The organism is Telluribacter humicola (assembly GCF_017355935.1).
GTDB lineage: Bacteria > Bacteroidota > Bacteroidia > Cytophagales > Spirosomataceae > Telluribacter > Telluribacter humicola.
The window spans coordinates 1,703,254-1,729,748 of the sequence record NZ_JAFIQT010000001.1 but is presented as its reverse complement, the minus strand read 5'-3'; the positions used below and the strand labels follow the sequence as shown (position 1 = coordinate 1,729,748).

The following is a 26,495-nucleotide window of genomic DNA, read 5'->3' as shown; positions in this document are numbered from 1 at the left end:
CTATTACCGTATCTGACCATTATATAACAAACCGAATCCTTAACAGCTGTTCACATGCAATACAACATACTATGGGCCGATGATGAAATAGATCTGCTCAAACCGCACATCATGTTCCTGACCAACAAGGGTTATCAGGTTACTCCCGTTAACAGTGGAGCCGATGCCTTGGACCAGGTAGAGAAAAACCGGTTTGATATCGTATTTCTGGACGAAATGATGCCCGGTATGACCGGTCTTGAAACCCTTGCACAGATCAAGCAGATGCATCCGGCCCTCCCGGTCGTCATGATCACTAAAAGTGAGGAAGAGCATATCATGGAGGATGCCATTGGCTCCAAAATTGCGGATTACCTTATCAAGCCCCTCAACCCGAACCAGATCCTGCTTTCGGTCAAGAAAATACTAGACAACAAACGCCTGGTCACCGAAAAAACCACTCTTAGCTATCAGCAGCAGTTCCGTAACCTGGCTATGCAGTACCAGGATCGCATCGGGCATGAGGAGTGGGTAGAAATATACAAGAAGCTGATCTACTGGGAGCTTGAGCTGGAAACATCTCAGGATCAGAGTATGGGAGAAGTATTCAATATGCAGAAGAGCGAGGCGAATGCCAACTTCGCCAAATTCATAGAGGAGGAATACGAAGACTGGCTTAACGATCCCCGCGCTGATAAACCCGTGCTTTCTCACCAGTTGATGAAGCAGAAGGTATTCCCGCACCTGAAGGGCAGCAGCGAGCCCCTGTTCTTCCTGCTCATTGATAACCTTCGTTACGACCAGTGGAAGGTTATACAGTCTATTATGCAGGAGTACTTCACTATTGAAGAGGAGTCGGCCTACTATTCCATCCTACCTACTACCACCGGTTACTCGCGCAATGCTATATTTTCGGGTATGATGCCCAGCGAGATGGAGCGCAAATACCCTCAATGGTGGGTCAGTGACGAGAACACCTCCGACGGAGAGGAAGGGCTCAACAACTACGAAAACGAGTTTCTGCAGAAGCAGTTGGAATATAACAGGCTGAATATAAAGGCTTCCTATAACAAGATCCTGAATACGAACCAGGGCAAATCGCTGGTAGACAACTTCAGTAACCTACTCAACAACCAGCTCAATGTCGTCGTGTACAACTTCGTGGATATGCTTTCGCATGCACGTACTGATGTACAGATGATTAAAGAACTGGCACCTGACGAAGCGGCCTACCGCTCTATCACTCGTTCCTGGTTCCAGCACTCCCCTCTGCTGGACTTCATCCGAAAAGTAGCCGAAAAGAAAGGACGTCTGATCCTGACTACCGACCACGGTATGACCCGGGTGCAAAAGCCGGTAAAGATCATTGGCTACCGCGAAACCAACACCAACCTGCGCTACAAGCACGGAAAAAATCTGGGCTTTGATGACGGCCACGTTTTTGTATGCCGTAAACCCGAGCGCTTCTTCCTGCCCAAGCCGCACGTATCTACAGCCTATGTATTTACCAAGGAAGACTACTTCTTTGCCTATCCCAACAACTACAACCAGTACGTCAACCTGTACCGCGATACTTTCCAGCACGGAGGTGTATCGCTGGAAGAGGTAATCATACCCTTTGTACACATGAAGGCTAAGTAGTAGCAGTAAACCAGTATTGATGTCAGAAAGCAGGTCATAAAGACCTGCTTTTTTTGTGCTCCAAGTACCCGGTAAAGGATGGCGCTATTTTTGCTCGAAGAAGGGTGGATACGTAACCGATTCCTTTATACCATTGATTAAATAATGGACTATCTATATATCATTCAGGTAGCGACTCCGGTACATGTAGGTAATAGAAACTTTTGAATACGTTTACGAATGAACATCCCCCTCTACCGAATCATCCTTGTACTACTGGCCGCTACCATTCACGGCTGCATCCCCAAGCATTTGGACCCTACCCGCAACGGTAACACCATCTCGATACAGAATCTGAAAGTCAGCGCGGATTTTGACTTCCGCTCTACCCGGGATATCCAACTTAATATTAAAGTCAGCAATAATACAGCTGGCGGAGAGCGCTTCCGCATCAATGTATATGACAATCTACCTACCATTGGGCAGAAGATCGCCTCGGGTATGACAGCGGCCAATCAGAATCTGAAGCTGGAATTCAGGGTACCGGCACCTCTTACCGATCTGTACATTGAGAGAATAAATGCTTTCGGGGCCTCCGAAGTCAAAAAAGTAAAGGCGGCTGACTATATATCTGCCGATTTCAAAACTACCACTCCGGGCGTAGCACTAAGAGTTCAGGCAGGTTCCGGCCTCGACTGTAGTACCGGAGTCAACCGTTCCTTCACCAACTATAAGAGTAACATTACCGTAAATGACGGTGAGGTAGTAAGCCTGAAAGGTACCTATAGCGGTAGTATCACTATGAATGGGGGTACGCTCCGGGTATGTGCCACTTCCGCTAACATCACCACGCTGAGTTCTTCTAAAAATGCTGATTGCTCCGTGTACTTCCTGGAAGGATCAACGGTGAGCGTTTCGGCTTTGAACTTTAATAATCCATCGGCTGTCATACATAACTACTCCGACGCTCTCACCTTTACAGGGAACATTTCTACTGGTGGCTCCTTTGAGAATTATGGAAAGATGACCGTAAACGGAGATTTCGTCATCAATAACAATAGCTCTAACTCGTACCTGAATAACGGAGAACTTACTGTAAAACTGTCCTTGACCAACAACCGGCATCTGATCAATAATAATTCAGTACTGGTAGAAGGAAATTATAACGTGGGAGGAAATTCGATTAATGAAAATAACTGCAAGTTACTCATCAACGGTGATTTTAACCTCAGTAATGTTTTCAACAACAACTCTTATATCAAAGTAGCTAAGACAACCTGGCTCAACGGTAAAGCGAATCTGGTATGCAAAAATGGGGCTATGCTGAATACGGTTAATCTGAATTACGAAGGTACCATTACAGGTGAAGGGGCCATGAAGCCCATAATAAAAGTGTCGGGTACATCTACAATTGCCCCCCCGGCCACCATGGTAGGTACTGTAGCTTACTGCGATATGAATGGAATAGAAAGCAATAAGTCCTCTATTGCCGGCAGTTATTTTACCTGTGCCAACAGCAACTATATCCCCACCAGCTCCTGCAATCCTGAAGGTTTTGGTACCCCTGCGGCGGCTCCTACTGCGTCTACCACCGCCGACACGGACAAAGATGGTGTACCCGACGCGCAGGACGACTACCCCACTGATCCTATCCGTGCCTACAACACCTACTACCCCTCCGCTACGGGCTGGGCTACCTATGGCTTCGAGGATCTGTGGCCGGCGCAAGGGGACTATGATTTTAATGACCTGATAATCAACTCTCAGATCACGCGCGTCTACAATGCTGATAACAAGCTGGTGGAGCTAAAAAACAAGATTGTCATCCGGGCCATTGGAGCCTCCTATGAAAATGGTTTCGGCTTCCAGCTCGACGGGGTCAGCAGCAGTGAGGTGGCTAGTGTGAGCGGGTATAGTCACACCAAAGGATACATCCAGCTGGCCCCTAACAAGACCGAAGCCGGACAGTCTAAGGCTGTCATCATTGCCTATGACTCGCCTGAGTTACTAATCAAGCGAACATCCGGCTCAATGTTCAATACCGTAAAAGAAAATCCACAAGGTACTCCCGGCCAACTCGAACTGGTTGTCCACTTCACAACACCACTGGATCCGGCCAAAGCGAGTCAGGAGAAAATTAACCCGTTCATCATTGTAAATGGCAAGCGGGAGGTAGAAGTGCACCTGGCTAACTACGCTCCAACGGCTAAGGCTAGTACCAGCCTCTTTGGTACCATAAAGGATAATTCTAATCCAGCCTCCGGTCGTTACTACCGCTCCGTAGGTAATCTACCGTGGGCTATTGAACTACCCGTGGAATTCAATTATCCTATCGAAGCCACTCCTATTACCGATGCCTACTTGTACTTCATCGATTGGGCACAAAGCAGCGGCTCAGAACGGACTGATTGGTACGAAAATAAACCCGGTTACCGAAATGGTATAAAAACGTACTAAGCCAGAAGTAGCCATGTATAAACAGAAAGAGCGCATCCGGTACCGGATGCGCTCTTTCTAGTATTCAACTTATTTGTTAGCTAGCTACGGCTTCTTTCACCTCTCCATTCTCGCACTTTAATATACGAGCGGGAAAATTCCGAAGGAAGTCATAGTTATGAGTCGCCATCAGGATAGCCGTTCCGGCATTGTTAATCGTCTGAAATACCTGCATAACCTGCTCCCCTACTTCGGGATCCAGGTTACCGGTTGGCTCATCGGCAATCAGGATCTGGGGCTCGTTGAGCATAGCACGTGCTATAACAACCCGCTGCTGCTCACCACCCGAAAGCTGATGGGGCATCTTTTTGGGCGAAGTGCTCAGACCTACCTGCATCAGTACTTCTGAGATACGGCGGGAAATATCGGCTTTATCTTTCCAGCCTGTAGCCCGTAGTACAAACGACAGATTTTCTTCAACGGAGCGGTCCGTAAGCAGCTGAAAATCCTGAAAAACGATACCAATCTTCCTTCGCAGAAAGGGGATATCATTACGCCGGATTTTATGCAGCTCATACCCTGCCACTTTAGCCGATCCGGTCTGTAGCCACAGATCTGCGTAGAGTGTTTTGAGTAAAGAGCTTTTGCCACTGCCTGTGCGCCCAATCAGAAACACAAACTCACCCTTATTAACCTGAAAATGTACATCTGCTAACACCAGCCTTTCGCCCTGGTAGATGTCCACCCGCTCCAGCGTAACGACAGGTTCATTCGAGAAACTCATGCTGTAAAATTATTATAGAATAATACCGCCTGTTACCAGGCCGGACAGGCTATGTCCTGTAACAAAGTATTAGCTGTTGTTTCCTTTATTATAATCAGCCAGGAATTTTTCCAGACCAATGTCAGTCAACGGGTGCTTCAGCAGAGCAGTAATGGCGCTCAAAGGACCAGTCATAACATCAGCACCCAACTGGGCACACTGAATGATGTGCATCGGATGACGTACAGAAGCAGCCAGTATCTGAGTTTCGTAGCCGTAGTTACGGTAGATCGTCACGATTTGCTCGATCAGATCCATTCCATCCGTTGAAATGTCATCAAGACGTCCAACAAATGGCGATACATAGGTAGCACCCGCTTTGGCGGCTAGCAGAGCCTGTCCGGCTGAGAACACCAGTGTACAGTTGGTCTTGATACCTTTGCCTGAAAAATATTTCAGTGCCTTTACTCCGTCCTTGATCATGGGTACCTTTACCACGATCTTTTCGTCTATTTCAATTAATTCTTCGCCCTCGCGGATCATACCTTCATAATCCGTAGAGATAACCTCAGCACTTACATCACCTTCTACGATATCGCAGATAGCTTTGTAGTGGCTCATGATGTTGTTTTTGCCCGTGATGCCTTCTTTGGCCATCAGGGATGGATTAGTTGTTACACCATCAAGGACTCCCAATGCCTGGGCCTCCTTTATTTCTTGCAGGTTAGCAGTGTCAATAAAAAATTTCATGAAATAAACTGGGATATGGTTATACGAATAGCCGCAAAAATAGGGAAGCTAATGGGAAACAAAAAAAGGCAAATCGAGAATCTCACCGCTTCAACTACCTACCCTTGCTTCGGTCAAGACCTGGGGGATTCAGTAGGAGCTGGTAGTTCCGATTTGCCGATGCAAAGATAAGTACTTTTTCTAAACAAGAAAATCTTTCCCTCATCATTCTGTCGTACTTTTGCGGCAACCAACTTTGAATGAGCTACCATGCGCCAATTATTTTTTTTTATCAGTATCCTTTTTCTAACAATTTCCTGTTCTCAATCATCTGATGCCTTCCTCGAGAAGGGTCGATCACTGATGAAAGAAGGTAAAACCCGTGAAGCGATAGAGTATCTGAATAAAGCCATTGAGAAAAACACCTCCAACGCCGAAGCCTTCAACGTACGGGGCGTGGCTTACTTTGAGCTGAAAGAGTACCCTACTGCCCTGCTTGATTACGAACAGGCCATCCGGTTAGAGCCAAAGTTCTACCGTCCCTACTTTAACCGGGCTCTACTTTATACTACCCAGAATAAGCTCGACTCAGCCTTGGCCGACTATGACCGTGCTGTTCAGTTTGCCCCTGATACCGCTGATGTATACCTTAACCGCGGCCAGGTGCGGGCTCTGCTGGATCAGGTTCCTCAGGCTATTCAGGACTTCGAAAAAGCTACCCAACTCGCTCCTAAGAATACCCAAGCCTGGTATAACCTCGGCAACACTTACTACCGACAGGAAGATTTTGAAAAAGCAACTCAGGCCCTGCGTAAAGCTACCGGTCTGGATCCACAGTTTGGCAAGGCCTTCTACGGATTAGGTCTGGCCCAGTGGCAGACCAACGAAAAGGACCTGGCTTGCGTGAACCTGAAGCAAGCCCAGCGCCTGGGGTATCAGGAAGCCGCCGCTGCCGTTACACAGTATTGCGGACAGGAGTAGTTACAATGCCCTAAAGATATAGATAAGACTAGCAAATGCGGCCGTTAAATAAGATTTGGCCGCATCTTTGCATTTTATTGTTAAAATTTTTGTACTTTGTGATCATCAATTTCAGATCAGTTCAATCTTACTTATCTATATGAAGTTAACATCTACGCTTAGCTCCATTGCAGCCGGTATACTTTTTGCCACTACAGCCTTCGCCCAGGATTCCTGTCCTGGTACCGTTAGCCTTAATGCCCCGCTTTCAGGTGTAAAGGTTGTCGAGCAGGCGTCAGAACACCTCACTGCTACCAATAAAATTCAGTCTGGCGACGTAAGCTATCAGGCTGGCCAGTCTGTAACACTCACTGCGGGTTTTGAGGTAAAGCCCGGTGCTGTATTCAATGCCTCCATTGCCAAATGCTCTGCCGACGAAAAGAGCCGTACTGACCTGGATGAAAAAGTGCTGGCGCTAGGAGCATACCCCAATCCTTTTGCCGAGAATACACTTATCGAATACTCCCTGCCCAAAAGCTCAAAAGTAAGTCTGAGTATTGCTACTGTACAAGGCATTACGATAGCCAAGCTGATTTCTGATCAGGAACAGCCTGTAGGTACACATCGGGTAACTTTCGAATCTCAGACCTTACCTGACGGAGTATATATCTGTACGCTCAATACTCCTGAGGGACGCAAGACCTATAAAATAGTGAAGCAGAAATAGAAGTCGAATAGACATACAACTTGATCAGTAAGGCGAAAGGAAGCAGATCCTTTCGCCTTATTTTCATTTATAGCCTCCAAATTTTGCAATTCAGTACGATTATTTTTTACTATTTTCGTAGCTATCACTGTCACCTCGTCACCCTTACTCCTACCCTTCATGAAATACGTTGCTATATTTTTTGGGATTCTTTTTGTCCTCTTTGCTTACTTCCAGTTCAATGATCCCGATGCCGAACTCTGGATCATTGCCTATTCGGTTGCTGCACTGGCCTGCTTCATGGCTCTTCGTGAGTTATGGCCTTGGTGGGTCTTTGCCATACTGGCGGTAGGGTACCTGGTCGGTGCCATTGCTCAATGGCCCGCTGAGTTCGAAGGAATCTTTTTTGGCGAAATGGGTATGCGCAGTTCAAATATAGAACTCGCGCGGGAGTCGCTAGGGCTCAGCATCTGTGCTATTGCCAATGGGCTACTAGCCTGGTTGAGTCGGCGTTAGTCTTCCCATACCCACTCGACCTCCTTAACATCATACTCTTGCATAGTACATCCGTTAGCCTCAAATATCTGTATCTTCCCCGCGTCACTAATACCTTCAATAGTACCGGGGAAGGTATTTCCATCTACCCGAAATAGTCGCTCCTGCCGATACCCCAGCAAATACTGATTGTACTCCTCCCGAATTGCCTGGTAACGACCAGCCCGCAGTCGCAGGTAGTACGATTCTACCCAGTGCAGAAGCAGGGATAGCTCTTCATTCAATGAGAAAATTTTTCCTGTATTCCTGCCTAAAGAAGTGGAACGTGATGACTGAAATTGCTGTTGATTGATATTGAGACCAATACCTACCACCGAGTGAGCGATACGAGTGCCCTGTATAGCATTTTCAATCAGAATTCCCCCTACTTTTTTAGTGTCTATATATAAGTCATTGGGCCATTTAACCAAAGTCTCAGGAGTATATTGCTGCAGATAAGCCCTTACCCCTAATGCTACCGCCTGACTCAGCAAAAACTGCTCCTGGATCAGTAGAAATGAGGGCCTGAGCAACAGCGAGAAGGTAAAGTTCTGTCCCTGGCTGGTAACCCACTGATTACCCCTCTGCCCTCTACCGGCCGTCTGATGATCGGTAATGACAACGGTCCCCTCAGGAAACAGTGGCTCACGTACTATTTCAGCCGCTATGTCGTTGGTAGAATGACAAGTTGGCAGATATAGAATCTTTTTACCTATAAAGAGTGTTTTAGATACAGAGTCGTACAATTTTTTTGATTTATTTTTTACTTTTATAAATGGGAAAAGAGTGCCACGCACTTCTATCTTTTTCACAGGTAACTATTACGCATGAAACAACGCAAAAATAAAGAAGTATCTTCACAAGAGCTCTGCCAACTGGTGGCAAAAGGAATGATGGAAAAGAAAGCGCAGGATGTTGCCATTCTCGACCTCAGAAATGTAAAAAATGCCGTTGCTGATTATTTTGTAATATGCTCGGGTAGCTCCGATACGCAGATAGACGCCATAGCCGACTCGATTGAAGAAGAAGTTTATAAAACTTCTAGTATCGATCCATGGCATAAGGAGGGCAAAGTAAACCGTGAGTGGATACTTATAGATTATGTAGATGTCGTGGCGCATGTTTTTAAGAAAGATCGCCGCAAGTACTATGATCTGGAAGAACTCTGGGGGGACGCCGAACTGACCATTATAGAAGAGTCAGTTGCTTAGTATATTCCGCGTGAACATTCACACTAGGGAATATGTTCTCATTAATATTATTTATACTAATGCCATAAAATAATGTCTGAAAACGATAACAAAAGAAATCCTTTAAACCCAAAGAGTCCTCAGCGGGGATACCAGGGCTGGATCATTGCAGCTCTGATTGCAACTATCCTGGGGATTACCTATCTCAACCGCTCGTCTACCCTGAGAGAGATTACTCAAAAGCGTTTTGAGAAAATGGTAACCGATGGGGAAGTAGCCCGCGTAACCATTGTGAACGATAAGTTGGTAGAGGTTACCCTGGATCCGGAGGCCTTGAAGAAAGATAAATATCAGGTTATATCGAAGGAAAACAACTACTTCGGTGGTGAGACTGGACCACATTACCAGTTTCAGATCACTTCGGCTGAGACGTTCAAAAAAGACCTTGAACAGATGCAGGAGGGAGTACCGGATACCGAAAAAGTCGAATACAAGATCGACACCCGAAATGACTGGACTGGCTTTCTGGGCACCTGGGGCTTCTTTATCATAATGATATTGGTGATGTACTTCCTCCTGGGACGTATGTCCGGTGGTGTTGGTCCTGGCGGACAAATCTTTAATATTGGTCGTTCACGTGCTACACTTTTCGATGCCGAAAATAAGGTAAAGATCACCTTTAACGACGTAGCCGGACTGGACGAAGCGAAAGAAGAGATTAAGGAGATCGTTGACTATCTGAAGAGTCCTGAGAAATTCAAGAAGCTGGGAGCTAAGATTCCGAAGGGAGCACTGCTGGTAGGCCCTCCGGGTACCGGTAAAACCCTGCTTGCCAAAGCCGTTGCCGGTGAGGCGGGTGTACCATTCTTTTCCTTGTCAGGTTCTGACTTTGTAGAAATGTTCGTAGGGGTAGGTGCTGCTCGTGTGCGTGACCTTTTCAAGCAGGCCAAAGAAAAAGCCCCTTGTATCATCTTTATTGACGAAATTGATGCCGTTGGTCGTTCACGTGGACGGGGTGCCATGCCAGGCGCTAACGACGAACGTGAAAATACGCTTAACTCCCTGCTGGTAGAGATGGATGGTTTTGCGACTGACTCCGGTATTATTATCGTAGCGGCTACTAACCGTCCGGATGTACTTGATTCAGCCTTACTCCGTCCTGGTCGCTTTGACCGTCAGATCTCAGTTGATAAACCAGACGTGGTTGGTCGTGAAGCCATTTTCAAAGTACACCTGAAGCCGCTTAAGCTATCTGAAGATGTAGATTTGCAGAAGCTCGCCGCTCAGACTCCCGGATTTGCCGGTGCCGAAATTGCTAACGTATGTAACGAAGCAGCCCTTATTGCAGCCCGCCGTGACCGTAATGAAGTTACTATGCAGGACTTCCAGGACGCTATGGACCGTGTAATTGGTGGTCTTGAAAAGAAAAATAAACTTATCTCACCCGAAGAGAAGCAAATTGTTGCCTACCACGAAGCCGGTCACGCCGTAGCAGGTTGGTTCCTGGAGCATGCTGATCCATTGGTGAAGGTAACCATAGTACCACGTGGTGTTGCCGCGCTGGGATATGCACAGTACCTACCCCGTGAGCAGTACCTCTATCGTACTGAACAGCTCTTCGATGAGATGTGTATGACGCTGGGTGGTCGTGCTGCTGAGGATGTAGTATTTGGTAAGATTTCAACCGGTGCATTAAGTGACCTTGAGCGGGTAACTAAGCTCGCATATAGTATGGTTACTATGTACGGTATGAATGACCGTATTGGTAATGTATCGTACTATGACTCTAAGCAGTCAGACTACTCATTCACCAAGCCTTATTCAGAGTCTACTTCAGAGGCCATTGACGAAGAGGTACGTAAACTGATTGATGCAGCTTACCAGCATGTTAAAGGTATGCTGAAGGACAAGCGTGATGCGCTGGAAAAAATCGCTCAGGAGCTTCTTAAGAAAGAGATTCTGTTCCAGAGTGATCTAGAAAAACTGATCGGACAGCGTCCGTATGAGAAGGAAACCAGCTATCAGGCTTACATCAACCGTCGTTCTAACGAAGAGGCGGCTATCCATCAGGAAGCTGTAAAGCACGCGGAAGATCATCAACAGGCACCCGAAGATGTAAATGTAATCACAGAAGAGCGTAGCTCAGCCGAAGAATCCAAGGCTTAAACCAGCTCTTCTCTCAGATACAAAAAAAGCTGATCAGTAGTACTGATCAGCTTTTTTATTTAGTTAAGTTACTATTGTAGGTTTAATAAGACACTATCTTACCTATAACTTCATTTAACTTCCTTAGACAGTATGTATGAAGTCCACAGGGGGAGTTATTCTAAACAATCCCCTCCGTTACCTTCTTCATCTTAGCCAAACTTGTCTTGGCTACTACCATGGCATCCTGTGCGTAATAGGCGGGATTAAATACTTCCAGTGACAGGATAATGGGTCGGTCAGGATTCCGCAGTGACTTCAACAGCTTACCCAGTGGAGCTACTCCATCACCCGGATAGACACGATCCGCATCCTTTAGTTCCACGGCAGGTATAGTAGATGGATAGTCGTTTATATGGAAGATCTCAATCAGGGGCTTACCTACCAGATTGACACTATCAAGACCGGAGCCTCCGCGGTGCAGGTGGTATACGTCCATCAATACACGGGCGGATGGATGACCACTCTGAGCCGCTACAAAAAGTATTTCCCCTACCGTACTCAGGTTCTTGGAGAAGCCCCACATTTCCAGGTGAGGTACTACACCCGTCTGATCCCCCAGTTCCAGAATCGTACGATACCGGTCAGCTACCTGACGCAAGTCCAGGTAGTCGCCTTGGGTAGCGCCCATCGCAGGAGCTGCAATACGCTTACAGCCAATGGCAGCCAGCATTTCTGACTCACGTTTCAACTGATCCAACGCCTTGGCACGAACGGAGTCGTCATTTACGATCCATTGGGCAAATCCGATGGCATCTTCGGCCGTAACACCGTGGTCGTTCAGGTGCCGGCGGGCTTCGGCGAGTGTACCCCCGTTCTTCAGGTAATCTTCCAGGCTATTGATCCAGATCTCTACCGACCGAAAACCGGCTTTGGAGGCTACTTCTATCTCTTTCATAAAGCCTAACTTGTGCCCCCGCAGCGTACTCATATTTAAGCAATAGGTAAAGGGAGCCGCTAGTTTGGGCTTTTCGGCAGTAGCCAGATTAGGTAAAGCAGCCGAACCGGCCGCAGCCGAGAGACCCGCAAGTACTTGACGACGATTCATAGAGGAATATTCTATTAGTATATAAAGTTTCTGTTGTCCTGATATAAAGTAAAAATGCTCCCTTATTTACTATTTACTTACCAATCCATTGAAGACAGGTAAATGGAAGGGAGAGTCTAACTAATTGAATGAATAGATTATTATGAACCACCACCAGCGCTTTTCGGATTGATAGTCAGAATCATGCGCTTATACCTGGTCAGTCGGGGCACTCCCTGATCGGTAAGCTTAAGGATAAGATGAGTCGTCTGGGGTTCTTTAACCTCGGGAACTACAAACTTCACTTTTGCTTCACTCTCTCCTTCCAGTTTAAGTGGTCTTTTTAGGGTACCTGCTTCCAGGTACTGAAACCATTCAAAACTAAGAGCATTCCCATCAGGGTCAGTAGAGCCGGAGGCATCGATCTCCAGTACATCTCCTGCCCAGACAGTAAGGGCTTCGGGTTTATTAACTACAGGTACCGGTGGATGATTGGCTTCTTTATAAGGAGCGATACACCAATCCATACGGGCAGCAAAGTCATTCTGGTAAGCTTCCCGCCAGCGCCAGATGGTAGCTCTGTTATCCGAGTAAAAGAGTTTGTCATTACCCAAGACTTTGTCAGAGGCATTGGTCCAGATAGGTCGGGGTTCCTCCTGCATGTACCAGTGCTCGGTCAGGGGCTTGTACAATTCATAGCGTCCGCCCCAGCCTCCGTAATTTGGATGTTCCGGATCATTCAACCCATTATTAACCAGGTACAGGAACGAGGGAGTGTCTCCCTCCATGATGTACTCTATGTGCGGATACTGCTCACCCAGCGGACCATGGTTCTTCTGAATATGCTCGTCTACCCACTGATTGTTTACCAGTGAGGAGTCGGCTCCACAGGCAAATTTGTAGAACTTCTCGCCGGATATCCCGCTCCAGGTGGAGTAGAAGTACCCTTGAACACCATAGTCCATAGTACCCGGACTAACTATATAAAACAAGTCTTTGAAGCTCTTACGAATCCAGGGACCTGAGTCATCCTGATCAGAAATAGTATAAACACGTAGTTTACTTGCAAAGGCAGCTACCTCTTTGGGAGTTCTCTGTTTCTGAACCCTCCACAGAGCCTGAGCCAGACAGTTGGCACCTCCCCATACTGTAACCCATACGGGCTTAGCCGAGGCATCAACTACCTTAATAATGTGTTCAGAGCCCTCAGAGTCTTTGCCCTCTCCTACTCCATTCATACCATACACCGGCAGCCCTTTTTTAACTACAGACTTGAGATAGGCATAGGCCGGGTAGCCCGTTTCGTGCAGGAGTAGGTTAGGTTGTACTTTCTGATAGGCTTCCAGGATCTGATGGATGCGCCAATCGGCAATTTTGCTACGCTGATGCGTGGACGTAGTAGCAATCAATGCCTTTACATCAAACTGACTTGAATAGAGCAGGAAGCGAACCAATGACATGGCATCATCGGGTTCATTCTCTATATCTGTCAGGACTATAACCTGCGGCTTCGAAGCCACCTGAGCAAACGCATGACCTATGCTTGTCCAGAGAACCAGACCAATACTTAAATACCAATTTTTCATGAATGAGTTCTGATTAGCGTATCCCACCTTCGGGCAGCAAAGCTTCTGTGTAGTTACTTACTTTTAAAAGCAGTCGGATAGGTTTTCTTACCAGTTTATACAGAAAGGCCAGAGCTAATATATTAACAATCTCTTTTCGCTGAGAACCACCTCTACCTGCGGTAGATCATCAACATACTTATGGGCACTGGCGCTGATTCTTATTTAAATACAAAAAATTTTATGGAGTTCATTAAACGTGTAAGCAGGAATGTCATCTAACTCTTGAAACGCAACAAAAACCTATGAAACAAGGAAAAAGGAGCTGGTACGAAGTTTTTAGTAAGACTGATGCCTGAACATATCGAATGGCAATAACGAATTAGTAAGGTAAACGATATCTTTAAAATTTTTTAATGAATAAAAGAAATCGTTAGTTGAACCGTAACATAATTAAAGTTTCATTAAATAAATTGAACTTAAGATAAGCATTCTTTGTTTTTATAATGAGTCTGACAAAGTGCTTAACAAATAACCAATTTTTCAACTCTTCTGTACCCGATATACTGATAAAGTTACATAACCAGGATTGAGTGCGGAGCCAAATTTGACAAATCATGAAAAATCTATTGGTAATAGCAGCAATTGCAAGTGTGATGTTCTCCTGTAATGGCGTAACGGACACAACAAATAACAAAACCACTGCGGATATGCAGACGGAATTGCTCAAAGCAAAGCACGAAGCTGAGATCCAGAAGCTAAGATCTGAACTGGATGTACAGAAAGCTAAGCAGTCAGCCATTGACTCGATGCAGTCAGTAGCTATAGCTAGCAACGCTGCTCCAGCTGAGAAATCCAGCCGGACAACTAGCGACTCTAAGGTGACTCAGCGTGTCAGCGATGACTGGACGCCACGTGAAAGAACTGCTTCCAATACAGATGCATATAAGCCATCTGTGAAGACTGCTCCGGTAGCCCAGACTCAAACTAAAAAGAAAGGGCTGCATACCCCTGCTAAGGGTGCTATCATTGGTGGAGCCGTAGGTGCTGCAACCGGTGCCGTTTTAGCGAAGAAAAAGGTACAGGGAGCTATCCTGGGTGGAGCAGTAGGTGCCGGTGCCGGTACGGTCGCAGGTATCCTGATTGACAAGCAAAAAGCTAAGAAGGAAGCTAGTCGTACTCCTGACTATTCATACGCTTCTTATTAATATATAATCAGTAATACATTAGAAAGCCCGGTGAGACCTGTCTCACCGGGCTTTCTGTTTATTTATAACCAATGTAAAATGCTGTTGATTTACCGCAGCCTTTCTTCAAAGAGGTTCAGTATGCGCTTATATTCATCGGTCCAGGAGGATGGCTCTACGAATCCATGATCTTCCATGGGGTATACGGCCAGCTCCCAGTTGTCCTTGCCCAGTTCGATCAACCGCTGCGACAGGCGTACCACATCCTGGAAGTGTACATTCACATCCACCATGCCGTGGCAGATGAGCAGGTGGTTTTTCAGCCCGGCGGCGTGGTAGATAGGTGAGCTCCGGCGGTAAGCCAGGCTGTCGGCCTGAGGCTCGTTGAGGATATTAGCAGTATAAGGGTGATTGTAGGCAGCCCAGTCGGTAACGGGGCGAAGAGCAGCTCCAGCCTTGAATACATCCGGCTCCGTGAAGAGGGCCATTAGAGTTATGAATCCACCATAGGAACCTCCGTAAATGCCTATCTTATTAGGATTTACTCCATACTTTTTCACCAGCCACTTAGCCCCATCCACATGGTCACTGAGGTCTTTACCACCCATATGCCGGTAAATACCTGTCCGCCAGTCGCGGCCGTACCCGGCACTGGCCCGGTAGTCCATATCCAGTACAGTGTAACCCAGATCAGTCAGGAGGTTGTGGAACATATACTCCCGGAAGTACTGACTCCACCACTTGTGTGCATTCTGCAGGTAACCGGCTCCGTGTACAAATACCACAGCCCGTCCGTTTGATTTCTTAGGTTCATATACCCTACCGTATACATCGGCTCCGTCGGAAGCTTTGAAGGTAATGACTTTGGCCTCCCGCCAGGGGTACGAGCGGAATTCATCGGTAGTAGACTTAGTAAGCTGCTCTTTTACCGCCGCCGGTTTATTGGCCATCACAAATAGCTCCCAAGGGGTGTTACTATTGGAGTAGCGGGCAGCTAGTTTGGTTTCGTCGGGCGAAATAGCTACCTCATAGGCACCAGTCCCTTGCGTTAGGCGAGTACGCTCCCCCCCATTGACCGACATCTTATACAGGTGCTGCTCCCCCGGATGTACTTCATTAGTCGTGATATAGAACCATTGCTTATCATTAGACAGTACTATGTTCTGTACTTCAAACTTGCCCTTTGTAAGCTGCTTCTTCTGACCGGTCGCTACATTGACGCTATACAGGTGGGAGTAGCCGTCAGACTCGCTCTGGAAGTAAAAGGTTTGGTTATCTATCCAACCTACTTCACCCGCACTCATGGGATAACTACCCACACCCGGTCCGCCGATCCAGGACTCGTCGCGCTGGCGATCCAGCAGGCGGAGGGACAGGCTATCCGGATTTAGGGCCATGATCCAACGGTCCTTGTTGTCCAGCGAGCGTGCTACTACTACCGCATGACGACCATCTTCCGACCAGAAGGGACCATGTACCATTACATCCCGCTCCTTGTCCTTTTTCCAGGCTGAGTCCTGTTTGGGGTAGTCTTTCAGGTAGTCGGGCTTGTCAGATATACCGGCTATTGACATAGCAGAAACTTTACGGGCAGTGTCCTTCTGAATATCATATACCCAGAATTCGTAGCTGGTCATAGGAGCACCTACCTTGGTACGTGCCGGAATGTCCTCGGTAAAGCCTGACTCTGTTACGTAGTTAGGTACAATAGTACGCTTGGCTTTCTTGTCCGGCTCCGCCAGTCGGTAGGTTACGAAGCGGCCATCGGGACTTAGGCGCTGATTATCCACCCGCTTCTCCCCCATATAGATTTCCTTAGGGCGCTGTGGCTTCTCGGCTTCACTAATCTTCTTGCCAGCATCTTTCTTATCCTTACGCTCTTTCAGGACCTTGAACTGAGCCAATTGATCATCTTTTAGCCATTGTTCCTCTTCGTTCAGCTTGGCATCCTCCTTCTTCTTCCCTGATTTAAAATCAGTATGCTGAGTGAGGAGGCCGGTGGTCAGGGAGAGGCTGTACAGGTTGTCGCCCCGCTCGAAGATAACACTCTGCTCATCACCGCTGAATAAGGGGCTATTCTCAGCTTCTACCGTGTTGGTCAGCTGACGTACCGTAAACCCGTTCTGGTCCAGCAGGTAGATATCACCATCCTTAGCGTATACTTTGAGGGTACGCATCCGGTTGTAAGTACCATTGGCAGCGGGTAGTTGCTTACGCTCGCTTTGTGGGACTTTGGAGATTTTTTTGGTAGTGAATGAGTACTTGTAGAGAGAATCCGAAGTGGCTTTGTCCGGATTCCAGTTGAAGTAGATATACTGCGAGTCCTCCGACCAGTAAACATTGCTGGGCAAAGTACCGATCCAGGTCTTAGGATCGCGCATGATCTTCTCTACGGTGAGGGTCGAAAGTTTTTGGGCAATGGATGGATTCGCTCCCAGGAACAGGACTAGTCCCAGGACTCGAAACAGTAGTTTCATGAAGATAAAGTTAGGTCTGGCTGTTAGTTTTATCCCGCAATTTAGCAGGTTTTCACCATCATTGGATGCTAACCCAGCCAAAACTATTGTCCTGACAAACAACAGCCATTTTACTACTTTGACCTAACTAATGTACAGCAACAGCAGTACTGGATATTAAGCATATTTGCTCTGCAATCTCTCAAGCAAAAAGGTAGCTGTACTATCAATGGTCTGTTTGATGATCTCATCCGGACCACCATCAAACACGAACCGCTTCCGGAAAGGCTCATCACCGATGTAGCCATGGACAAACATAGTACCTACGGGTTTTTCGGGGGTTTCGCTTCCTCCGGGCGAAGCCAGACCGGTTACAGCAATAATGATATCAGCCGGAATTAGCGTCTTCAGGCTATTAGCCAGGTGTTGGGTTACCTCCGCCGACTCGGCAGTATACTGTTCAATGACCTCCCCGGACACCCCTAGCAGAGATTCCTTTACCTTCGGGTCGTAGCATACGATGCTTCCCCGTACCGTAGGTCCGCAATCAGGCACACTGGTAAAATCATACACAAAACGACCGGTAGAAGCGCTCTCGACAAACGAAACGGTAAGCTGATGGTCCCGCATGAAGTGGGACATCCTGACTACTGACTCTGCTGGCATAGGATGAATGTTTTTTTAGACTAAGGAGAAGTAAAAAAGCTTGCCAGAAGTACCTGTCTAAGATTATGTCCCAAGAGATAATTTCCCTTCCTTACTGCAAACCACTACCTTTACGGATACGCCCTGATTATATGTGTAGCCCGTGAGAGCTATGGGCTGCATGAGTAACTAATAGGAATATAATAAAATACAGATGAGTAGTAGCGCGGAGTTGATAGAAAAGGGGCTCAGGAACCTGAAAATAGATAGCCTCAATCTCATGCAGCAGGCTGCCATTGAGGCTGCCCGGGAAAAGGACCTGGTACTGCTCTCCCCTACCGGCTCGGGCAAAACCTTGGCTTTCCTGATCCCGATGCTGCAAAGACTGGCCACAGATACTACCGGAATACAGGCTCTGGTGCTGGTTCCATCGCGGGAGCTGGCCCTACAGATTGAGCAGGTATTTCGTCAGATGGTGACCGGGCACAAAGTTCTGAGTAGCTACGGCGGTCACCCTACCTATATCGAAAAGAATAGTCTCGTGGAGTCACCGGCCCTCCTGATTGGTACGCCGGGCCGGATAGCCTACCACCTCCGTCACCAGAATATTGATCCCACTACCATCCATACGCTGGTATTGGATGAATTTGATAAAGCACTGGAACTGGGATTCCAGGAAGATATGTCCTTTATCATTGGTCATCTTACGGGCCTGCAACGACGTATTCTTACCTCCGCTACCCGTATGGACCGTATCCCTGACTTCACCGGGATTACCCCTCCGGCGGAGCTGGACTTCCTGGATGAAACCACCAGTGCTCCTGACCTGCAACTGAAGGCCGTACGGTCGGAGTCGACTGAAAAACCGGAGACCCTGTTTTCCCTGACCTGCAAGATCGGCAATAAGGCTACGCTGGTATTCTGTAATCATCGCGATGCCGTAGAACGCATCAGCGAGTTGCTATGGAACAGGGGGCTGGAACACGGAATATTTCACGGGGGAATGGAGCAACCGGACCGGGAGCGAGCCCTACTCAAATTCAGAAACGGCAGCCACCGGCTCCTTATTACGACCGACCTGGCCTCCCGCGGACTGGACATCCCGGAGATTGAGTACATCATTCATTACCAGCTACCTTATACCGAAGAAGCATTTACCCACCGCAACGGCCGCACTGCCCGTATGCACGCCAAGGGTACTGCCTACCTCATCCTGACCGATGACGAAATACCTGCCTACCTAAGCCAGGAACTGGATTATGAAGAACTACCCGAGCAGGACCAACTTCCGCCACCTACCGAGTGGAGTACCCTGTACGTAGGAGCGGGCAAAAAGGACAAAGTGAACAAAGTGGATATAGTAGGACTGCTACTACAGAAGGGAAAGCTGCAGAAAGAAGAACTGGGGCGGATAGAAGTACAGGATCATACCTCCTTCGCTGCCGTTAGGAGGGAAAAAATAAATCAGGTCGTGCAGCTGATCAGGAACGAAAAAATTAAAGGAAAAAGAGTTAAAATTGATATCTCAAAATAATCCCCGGTTATATACACCATACCTCCACTATGCATAAGTCTGCTATTAGCCCCCTGCCTGTGTTCTTCGACCGATACATCAACCTGGTTGATGAGATGGAGCTGCTGGATGCCTTACAGAAGTACTCCCCCGATAAACTATTTGTCAAAACGTACCAGCTTATCAGACTCGGCGATAAAGCCTATGCCCCTGAAAAGTGGACAGTAAAGGATATACTGCAGCATTGTATCGATACGGAACGTATTATGACCTACCGCGCCTTACGGTTTGCCCGTAACGATGCTACTTCCCTCCCGGGCTTTGAAGAAGACATGTTCGCCAGTCATGCCAAGGCCAACCGCCGCTCCGTACCCGAACTGCTGGAGGAGTGGGGTCAGCTACGCTCAGCTACCATCTCTATGTTCCAGAGCTTTGATGAGGAAATGCTAATGAGAAGAGGGACTACCTTCAAAGGGGATATTTCGGTACTGGCGTTGGGATTTGTCATTACCGGCCATCCCATTCACCACTGCAACATTATCCAGGAAAGGTACCTGCCACTATTGGGGTAGCTATTAACTGTGTATCCATATATATCTAAAAGCCCGGGTACTCCAAAGAGTACCCGGGCTTTTTTAATCTTCAAATATTATACACCTACTTCCGGCTGGATAACTTGTCCAGTAGCTGGAACCGTGAACGGGAGTTATCCTGCTCTAACCGGGTATTTTCATCGATGATCATTATCATAGATGAGCCTTGATTAGGCTTAATGGCGGGCCAGTTGGGTACTCCCAGACCATTGGGGTTGCCATTCTTTACGAAATTGAGATATAACTGCTGGAATATCTCGGACACTTTGTAATCAGCAGGCTGCCAGTCGTACACGCGATTGGTGGCCAGGTTACCCATAGCATATTCAATGTCCGCCGAGTGTACAGCACCTGTGGGAGCTGGCGGGCGATTGGCCTGGGCCGCTTCACCCCGAATTACTCCTCCTGCTAGTCCGGCTACGGCATCTCCCATCTCGGGGCGCATTACCGGACGAGGGTGGGTGTAGAAGTAGCGGTACACGGGCTTGCCGCTGGTTTGAGCGTGTAAATCGCCCCACTTCCAGCTGCTGTATCCGGTAAAGCGGTCACCTGCCAGAGCGGTTGCAGCTTTTATAACTTCTTCGTTTGTTGTAGCAGGATACAGCTTCAGTACCTCTTCGGCATTAGCTGGGTACAGGTTTTGCACCGCTTTGCGGTAGTTCTCAACAGTTGGCTCTTCTTTGCCCAATATACCGCGGTAGTTCGATTCCTCAGAGTTCCAGCCTACCAGCAGAGGTACCTTGGCCTGCTCTCCTGCCGCAAATATCTCAAGCGGTTGCTTGGGAAAGTAGTAGCCATCTACAGTAGCCGCGAAGCGGGGCACTCCCTGCTTGGCAGTAACTTCGAGCAGCGCCTCGGCTGACATCTTACGCAGGTCAGTCAGCGACTTAGCTCCTGCCATAGTCATAAATTTCACACCATTCTCTTCACTCTGCGCAAGCGTAATAGCCGACAAGGTACCCAACAACGATCCGCTGGAACCAATAGCACCGGCTAGGAGCCCTTTGGCCATAGGCGAAGCCATCTGTGCACTCACTGATACTGATCCGGCCGACTCACCTGCTACAGTAATCTTGTTAGGATCACCTCCGAAAGCGGCGATATTATCCTTAATCCATTTGATAGCAGCCGTCTGGTCCATAAAGCCGTAGTTGCCGGAGGCTTTGTTAGGTGACTCCTTTGTCAGCTCGGGATGCGCCATAAAGCCAAACACGCCCAAACGGTGGCTCAGGGTAACGGTTATGATGCCTTTACGGGCCAAACTCTCCCCATCGTAACGGGGCTCTGAACCATCACCGGCTATAAAACCTCCACCATAGATATAGATCAACACCGGCAGGCGCTCATTACCCGTCTTGGCGGGTGTCCATACATTCAGGTACAGGCAGTCTTCGCTCATTCCGTCGGAGCGGAAGTTCATATCGCCAAAAACGGCCCGCTGCATGGGACGAGGTCCAAACTTCTTTGCTTCACGCACGTCTTGCCAGTTTTTTGGGGGCTGCGGGGCTTTCCAACGCAGATCTCCTACCGGTGGCTGCGCAAACGGAACACCTTTGAAGGTATATACTCCCGACTCGTCAAGGCCTTCCAGGGTACCCTGGGCTACTTTGACACGAGGGGCTTCACCATCTTTTTTTAACTGCGCTAAGCTCATAAGGGGTGTACTAAGCAATAGTAATGCAAGAACTGTTTTCATAGGTATTAACATTAGGTAAACTATCTGTAATAACTTGTACTGCATACATAAAGAGTACTTATATAGATAATTCTACTTGGAAGGAGTTGGGCATGATTTTAATCAGATTATAACTATGCTCACTACCAGTAGTGTCTACATATTGGCACTCCTGAGTTGGTAAGCATAAAGTACCGAGCAAAACTATCAGTACCTTTGTTCGGTAAGTTAACATCAAAAAGCGTAAAATGGCCTGGAAAGAATCACGACTATATAGCATACTGAACTTTAAGTGTCCACGCTGCCACGAGGGCGACATGTTCCCTCCCAAGACACTGTTCAGCCCCAGCAAATTTTCGAAGATGTACTCCAAGTGTCCTTGTTGCGGCCAATCTTACGAGCCGGAGCCGGGTTACTACTTCGGAGCCATGTTTGTGAGCTATGCTCTCAATACGGCCCTATTTGTATCCGTATGGGTGGCACTCAACGTACTGCTGGGTGACTTCTCCACGACTACCATGGTCGTTACCATAGTCATTCTGGCTGTCCTGCTTCTGTCCATAATATTCCGCTTATCCCGCTCCATCTGGATTAACATTTTCATCGGCTACGAGGGCCCCTGCGACCAGATTCCGCACAAGGAAGGATTTAGGTAGCAAGATCAACTACCGGTCACTGTGGCCCAGGCTACGCTCGGGATCGATACGGTCACGGATGAGTTGCTTTACCTCTTTTGGCTCTGGAAAACGGCCTTCGCGCTTCCGGTCCCACAGTACCTCCTCCCCCAAGGTGATAGAGTACTGGCCCGCTACTTCGGCCGGACGAAGGGTAACGCCGTACAGATCTTCCGAAAAGATAGTGAGTAGTTCCTGCGCCATCCAGGCAGCCCGCAGTAGCCAGCCGCACTTGGGGCAGTACTCTATGGTGATAGTAGGTTTCATATCCTATTGAGTGATTTGCGAATGAGCGAATATAGTTATCTACCAATTCACCTGACGCTTACACTCAATAATAGCAGATACAAAGGGAGTGTTTGAAAAAAGTAAAACCTAACTAGAGAGAAAGCTTCTTTTGGTTGCTGGTCTTTCTATCTGCTTAACGACAGGCAGTGGTAGAAACATCCCGCATCCTTACTTCAGGATACGCCATATATACAGTCTGACATAGCTTAGAAGCAGCTTTTTCTGGTTTGAAGTAAAGTACCTGCCCTGCCTGGCGGAATTGCTCCGGTACCGTAGTCGTTATAATAAGGCTGTCTGACCAGTTCGTGCCCGGGAAGAGATCGTATATATTTTGCTCCCCTTTCAGCACAAGAATCTTATCCGGCCCATCACAGGGAGAATCTGAAGCTTTCAGATATTCCGCTTTTACGCATTCGGGCGCCAGCGTAGCATCATTTTCACAGCTCGATAGGGCTAGTAGTAGTCCTAGTATACCAAGTATCTTTTTCATCAATATTCCGTCCATTTTACAGAAAGATACTTGTGCTGATAAATTGGTTGGAATCCTAGGATAGAAAAAAGCCCTTCCCGAGGTGGGAAGGGCTGGTGGTCATTTATATGGTTTGCTGAAAGCTCTTCATGATCCAGCCGCCGCCTACTACGTCGTCGCCTTCGTAGAATACGGCCGCTTGCCCGGGGGCTATACCATTGACGCCGTCGTAGAAGAGTACCTTGATCTTATCCGGCTCTTCCTGAATCACCGTCGCCGGAGTCCCTTCGTGCTTGTAGCGAACTTTGGTGACGGTCTCAAGGGGTTGATCAATGGAAGCGTACTTCTGCATATTCAGCTTGCTGACGTACATCCCGTCGCGGTACAGCGAAGGCATATCTCCCAGTACTACCTCATTTGTTTCTTTACGGATCTCAGTCACGAATATGGGTCTCCCCAAGGCTATACCCAGGCCCTTGCGTTGCCCCACGGTATAGAAAGGGTATCCTTCGTGCTGGCCCACTACGGTACCATCTTCCAGTACATAATTTCCTCCGGCCACTTCGGCTTCCAGTCCGGGTACGCGTCGGCGCAGAAAGCCCCGGTAGTCGTTGTCGGGCACGAAGCAGATCTCGTAGCTCTCCGATTTATTGACCAGGTCTATGAAGCCACGCTCGCGGGCCATGTCACGGATCTCGCTCTTGCGCAGGTGGCCCAGCGGCAGCTTGGTTCGACTCAGGCTCTCCTGCGATACCCCCCAGAGTACATAGCTCTGGTCTTTGAGTACGTCTATCCCTTTGGATACAATGTGGCGTCCGTTTTCCTCGCGCAGGTTGGCGTAGTGCCCGGTCGCTATGTACTGACAGTCGAGGCGGTCAGCGCGGCGCAGCAGGGCATCCCACTTGATGTGCGTGTTACACAGTACACAGGGGTTGGGAGTACGTCCGGCCAGGTATTCGCTGGTGAAGTGATCGATCACGTAGTCACCAAACTCATTGCGAATGTCGAGGATGTAGTGGGGGAAGCCCAGCTCCACGGCCACGTTACGGGCGTCGTTGATGGAGTCAAGGGAGCAGCAACCTGTTTCTTTTTTGGTCCCGCCGCTGCTGGCGTAGTCCCAGGTTTTCATGGTCATTCCTATGACCTCGTAGCCTTGCTCGTGCAGCATTACCGCTGCCAGTGAGCTGTCGATGCCGCCACTCATGGCGACCAGAATTCGTCCGTGTTTGCTCATGTCAATAATCCGCGGAGGTTCAAAGCCTCCCGATTGGATGTCTTATTAAAAAAGTACTAGTTTGGAACTAACAGCCTGCCTGAGCGATAAAGTTCATCGTACCTCAGGTACGGCCTGTCAGTAGCCTGCAAAGTTACGAATAACGGGGCGATTCTTTGACTAAATAGCCGGAGATGGTGTAGCTTTGTACAAATAAACACTGATCGGGTAAGGGGTACACTCCTATCCATTGCGCCTGCTCGTACCTATTTATAGTCAAAATAATGCTTACAACTACTGTCAAGATAAGTAACGTCACCAACCTGTCCGATGCGCGCTATTGTACCGGTATGGGTGTAGATATGCTGGGTTTTTCGGTTGATGCTGATTCGCCCAACTACGTAGCTCCCAAGAAATTTGAAGAAATACGTTCCTGGCTGGCCGGCGTTAAAATCGTAGCCGAGTCGTCGCAGACGGAACCTCAGCAACTGCTGGAACTCCTGAAAGAGTATCCCGTAGATGCCCTGCAGGTCGAAGAGCCGAACCTCCTCCCTTACCTGCGCAGCGAGGCTTCGCTGCCCCTGCTGCTTCGGGTCAATGTAGATACGTACGAGGCCGACGAGCTGGATGCCCTCATGAGCCGCTATCAGGACGAAGTGGATTACTTCCTGCTCGAAAGTGATCAGAATGCTGAACTGACCACTGCATGGACCGGCTTCCTGAACCAGCTGGCTCGCCAGTACCCGATCCTGGTAGGCTTTGGACTGAACGACGAGCAGGAGGTGAAAGATCTACTGTCAACTACGTCGGTGCAAGGTATAGCCCTGCGCGGCAGCGAAGAAATCCGTCCCGGCTACAAGGACTTTGGCGCTATGATGGATATTCTTGAAGCGCTCGAAGAAGAGTGATCTTAATCCTACCGGCTTCACCAGCAGCTCTTTTCCTCCTTCTACTCCCTCCTACCAGGTAATTAGCCTGGCTCAATTTGACTTTTAGGTAGTATCCCACTATTTTACCATTCAACCTCAACTGGAACCGATAATAAAGTTCCGGCTTGAAGTATCTTGCATAACCTACTACCTTTGAATACAAATTAAAACATAGCCAAACCTAATACCATGGAAAAGAAATTGCGTCGTATACCTGGTGAAGCAGTACTTGGGGGTGTAGCCGCCGGTGTTGCTGATTATTTCGGGGTAGATAAAGCCATCATTCGAGTACTATTTGTTCTGGCCCTGCTACTGCCTCCGCACGCTGGCTGGATCATTATAGCCTATATTATACTTTGGGTAGCCTTACCCGAGGGGAGCACCACTACCTACACAGGTACTACCTATACCGGGCCAACGGGCACAGCCACCGGAGAGACAACCGGCGGGGGTATACACGGTGAGCCTTCCGGCGCCCGGAATATTTTCAATTCTCCTTCAGGACAGGCCGGGCAATCGGCCAAGATTCTGGGCTTCGGTCTGGTGGCGGTAGGTGTAGTACTGCTTATTGACGAACTACCTATCTGGTACAGCATTCGCCACTACTTCTGGCCCGCCGCTCTGATCGGGATTGGAGCGTACCTCTTGCTACGTCAGCGGGATGAGGAAAGCATGCGGGATCATCACGAGCCTATTATTACGCCGCCACCGGCCGAACCGGTTCACCCGATAGATCCCGATCCTACTCCGGCTCCGCCACCATCCAATGCACCGACCGATCCGACCTGGCCTACTGATCCCAATGTCAACCGGGATAAAGGACCAGACGATGATGAACCTACCATCCGGGTCAACTAAGACTATACAATTCCCGCCGGAAGCAGGCTACTCTCCTGCTTCCGGTACAGATAAAACACTTTTTTTAACACCAAAAACTGTAACTAGCCATGACTTTTCGTAACACATTCTGGGGCGTTATGCTCATTGTAGTAGGCTCCATGTTTCTGATTGAAGAACTCTCCGACATCGACTTTGGCCGGTACTTCTGGCCGGTGATCCTGATCGTCTCGGGCGTTTTACTCTTATTTCGCCATTCATTCAGTACTGATAAAAGTACTCATACCAATTATTAACCTGAA

The 26,495-nt window shown here is 48.2% G+C and carries 25 protein-coding genes; 14 read left to right on the top strand and 11 right to left on the bottom strand.

From position 1 onward, the window contains the following. The first annotated feature begins 54 nt into the window (after positions 1-54). Both porX and JUB14_RS07440 read left to right on the top strand, forming a co-directional pair. On the top strand, positions 55-1,620 hold the full coding sequence (porX, locus tag JUB14_RS07445; protein ID WP_207505234.1) for a T9SS response regulator signal transducer PorX: 1,566 nt from the start codon (positions 55-57) through the stop codon (positions 1,618-1,620). Positions 1,621-1,839: 219 nt separating this feature from the next. Further along, the gene (locus JUB14_RS07440; RefSeq protein WP_207505233.1) at positions 1,840-4,056 is read left to right on the top strand and encodes an LruC domain-containing protein; all 2,217 of its coding nucleotides are present in this window, start codon (positions 1,840-1,842) and stop codon (positions 4,054-4,056) included. A gap of 76 nt (positions 4,057-4,132) precedes the next feature. Here JUB14_RS07440 and JUB14_RS07435 read toward each other — a convergent pair whose 3' ends face one another. Both JUB14_RS07435 and fsa read right to left on the bottom strand, forming a co-directional pair. Beyond that, positions 4,133-4,819 carry a cell division ATP-binding protein FtsE gene (locus tag JUB14_RS07435; protein WP_207505232.1) on the bottom strand — a complete coding sequence of 229 codons (687 nt, stop codon included), beginning with the start codon at positions 4,817-4,819 and terminating at the stop codon, positions 4,133-4,135. A gap of 69 nt (positions 4,820-4,888) precedes the next feature. Then, entirely contained in the window at positions 4,889-5,548 is a 660-nt protein-coding gene (fsa, locus tag JUB14_RS07430; RefSeq protein ID WP_207505231.1) for a fructose-6-phosphate aldolase, read from the bottom strand. Positions 5,549-5,797: 249 nt separating this feature from the next. On the opposite strand from fsa, the gene JUB14_RS07425 reads away from it, so the two are divergent. From JUB14_RS07425 to JUB14_RS07415, 3 genes are all read left to right on the top strand, one after another. Continuing rightward, positions 5,798-6,508, top strand: coding sequence for a tetratricopeptide repeat protein (locus JUB14_RS07425; RefSeq protein WP_207505230.1), 711 nt, complete (start codon positions 5,798-5,800; stop codon positions 6,506-6,508). 139 nt (positions 6,509-6,647) lie between these two features. Then, positions 6,648-7,214 carry a T9SS type A sorting domain-containing protein gene (locus JUB14_RS07420; RefSeq protein ID WP_207505229.1) on the top strand — a complete coding sequence of 189 codons (567 nt, stop codon included), beginning with the start codon at positions 6,648-6,650 and terminating at the stop codon, positions 7,212-7,214. 159 nt (positions 7,215-7,373) lie between these two features. Beyond that, on the top strand, positions 7,374-7,709 hold the full coding sequence (locus JUB14_RS07415; protein ID WP_207505228.1) for a transmembrane 220 family protein: 336 nt from the start codon (positions 7,374-7,376) through the stop codon (positions 7,707-7,709). Here the strand turns inward: JUB14_RS07415 and JUB14_RS07410 are convergent. Continuing rightward, a complete protein-coding gene (locus JUB14_RS07410; protein WP_310586116.1) occupies positions 7,706-8,539 on the bottom strand; it encodes a biotin--[acetyl-CoA-carboxylase] ligase in 834 nt (277 codons plus the stop codon). The two genes, JUB14_RS07415 and JUB14_RS07410, sit on opposite strands and share 4 nt — an antisense overlap. A gap of 15 nt (positions 8,540-8,554) precedes the next feature. Between JUB14_RS07410 and rsfS the strand changes: the two genes are divergently transcribed. Next, positions 8,555-8,938: a ribosome silencing factor gene (rsfS, locus tag JUB14_RS07405; RefSeq protein WP_207505227.1), complete on the top strand. Its 384-nt coding sequence runs from the start codon at positions 8,555-8,557 to the stop codon at positions 8,936-8,938. 72 nt (positions 8,939-9,010) lie between these two features. Then, positions 9,011-11,083 carry an ATP-dependent zinc metalloprotease FtsH gene (gene ftsH, locus JUB14_RS07400; protein WP_207505226.1) on the top strand — a complete coding sequence of 691 codons (2,073 nt, stop codon included), beginning with the start codon at positions 9,011-9,013 and terminating at the stop codon, positions 11,081-11,083. A gap of 160 nt (positions 11,084-11,243) precedes the next feature. Here ftsH and JUB14_RS07395 read toward each other — a convergent pair whose 3' ends face one another. Both JUB14_RS07395 and JUB14_RS07390 read right to left on the bottom strand, forming a co-directional pair. Beyond that, on the bottom strand, positions 11,244-12,170 hold the full coding sequence (locus JUB14_RS07395) for a sugar phosphate isomerase/epimerase family protein (protein ID WP_207505225.1): 927 nt from the start codon (positions 12,168-12,170) through the stop codon (positions 11,244-11,246). A 140-nt stretch (positions 12,171-12,310) separates the two neighbouring features. Further along, complete coding sequence (locus tag JUB14_RS07390) at positions 12,311-13,735, bottom strand: DUF1593 domain-containing protein (protein ID WP_207505224.1); 1,425 nt, start codon at positions 13,733-13,735, stop codon at positions 12,311-12,313. Positions 13,736-14,331: 596 nt separating this feature from the next. Between JUB14_RS07390 and JUB14_RS07385 the strand changes: the two genes are divergently transcribed. Next, a complete protein-coding gene (locus JUB14_RS07385) occupies positions 14,332-14,922 on the top strand; it encodes a hypothetical protein (protein WP_207505223.1) in 591 nt (196 codons plus the stop codon). Positions 14,923-15,011: 89 nt separating this feature from the next. Here the strand turns inward: JUB14_RS07385 and JUB14_RS07380 are convergent, their stop codons facing one another. Both JUB14_RS07380 and JUB14_RS07375 read right to left on the bottom strand, forming a co-directional pair. Continuing rightward, positions 15,012-17,378, bottom strand: coding sequence for a S9 family peptidase (locus JUB14_RS07380; protein WP_207505222.1), 2,367 nt, complete (start codon positions 17,376-17,378; stop codon positions 15,012-15,014). A 156-nt stretch (positions 17,379-17,534) separates the two neighbouring features. Then, positions 17,535-18,023 carry a CinA family protein gene (locus JUB14_RS07375; RefSeq protein ID WP_207505221.1) on the bottom strand — a complete coding sequence of 163 codons (489 nt, stop codon included), beginning with the start codon at positions 18,021-18,023 and terminating at the stop codon, positions 17,535-17,537. Between the two features lie 193 nt (positions 18,024-18,216). Between JUB14_RS07375 and JUB14_RS07370 the strand changes: the two genes are divergently transcribed. Together JUB14_RS07370 and JUB14_RS07365 are read left to right on the top strand one after the other, a co-directional pair. Then, positions 18,217-19,536 (top strand): DEAD/DEAH box helicase, encoded by a 1,320-nt coding sequence (locus JUB14_RS07370; protein WP_207505220.1) that lies wholly within the window; start codon positions 18,217-18,219, stop codon positions 19,534-19,536. A 29-nt stretch (positions 19,537-19,565) separates the two neighbouring features. Further along, the gene (locus JUB14_RS07365; protein WP_207505219.1) at positions 19,566-20,087 is read left to right on the top strand and encodes a DinB family protein; all 522 of its coding nucleotides are present in this window, start codon (positions 19,566-19,568) and stop codon (positions 20,085-20,087) included. Between the two features lie 85 nt (positions 20,088-20,172). On the opposite strand, the gene JUB14_RS07360 is transcribed toward JUB14_RS07365, so the two are convergent. Beyond that, complete coding sequence (locus tag JUB14_RS07360; RefSeq protein WP_207505218.1) at positions 20,173-21,804, bottom strand: carboxylesterase/lipase family protein; 1,632 nt, start codon at positions 21,802-21,804, stop codon at positions 20,173-20,175. A 227-nt stretch (positions 21,805-22,031) separates the two neighbouring features. Between JUB14_RS07360 and JUB14_RS07355 the strand changes: the two genes are divergently transcribed. Next, a complete protein-coding gene (locus JUB14_RS07355) occupies positions 22,032-22,439 on the top strand; it encodes a DUF983 domain-containing protein (protein ID WP_207505217.1) in 408 nt (135 codons plus the stop codon). 9 nt (positions 22,440-22,448) lie between these two features. On the opposite strand, the gene JUB14_RS07350 is transcribed toward JUB14_RS07355, so the two are convergent. The 3 genes from JUB14_RS07350 to mnmA form a co-directional block, all read right to left on the bottom strand. Beyond that, positions 22,449-22,724, bottom strand: a complete 276-nt coding sequence (locus JUB14_RS07350; RefSeq protein ID WP_207505216.1) for an Rdx family protein — start codon at positions 22,722-22,724, stop codon at positions 22,449-22,451. A gap of 154 nt (positions 22,725-22,878) precedes the next feature. Continuing rightward, positions 22,879-23,235 carry a hypothetical protein gene (locus tag JUB14_RS07345; protein WP_207505215.1) on the bottom strand — a complete coding sequence of 119 codons (357 nt, stop codon included), beginning with the start codon at positions 23,233-23,235 and terminating at the stop codon, positions 22,879-22,881. A gap of 103 nt (positions 23,236-23,338) precedes the next feature. Beyond that, positions 23,339-24,448 (bottom strand): tRNA 2-thiouridine(34) synthase MnmA, encoded by a 1,110-nt coding sequence (gene mnmA, locus JUB14_RS07340; RefSeq protein ID WP_207505214.1) that lies wholly within the window; start codon positions 24,446-24,448, stop codon positions 23,339-23,341. Between the two features lie 263 nt (positions 24,449-24,711). Here mnmA and JUB14_RS07335 point away from each other — a divergent pair, with 263 nt between their 5' ends. The 3 genes from JUB14_RS07335 (at position 24,712) to JUB14_RS07325 (ending at position 26,489) form a co-directional block, all read left to right on the top strand. Beyond that, entirely contained in the window at positions 24,712-25,335 is a 624-nt protein-coding gene (locus JUB14_RS07335) for a hypothetical protein (protein ID WP_207505213.1), read from the top strand. A gap of 210 nt (positions 25,336-25,545) precedes the next feature. After that, positions 25,546-26,214: a PspC domain-containing protein gene (locus JUB14_RS07330; protein WP_207505212.1), complete on the top strand. Its 669-nt coding sequence runs from the start codon at positions 25,546-25,548 to the stop codon at positions 26,212-26,214. Between the two features lie 89 nt (positions 26,215-26,303). Then, positions 26,304-26,489 carry a LiaI-LiaF-like domain-containing protein gene (locus JUB14_RS07325; RefSeq protein WP_207505211.1) on the top strand — a complete coding sequence of 62 codons (186 nt, stop codon included), beginning with the start codon at positions 26,304-26,306 and terminating at the stop codon, positions 26,487-26,489. The last annotated feature ends 6 nt before the right edge of the window (positions 26,490-26,495 follow it).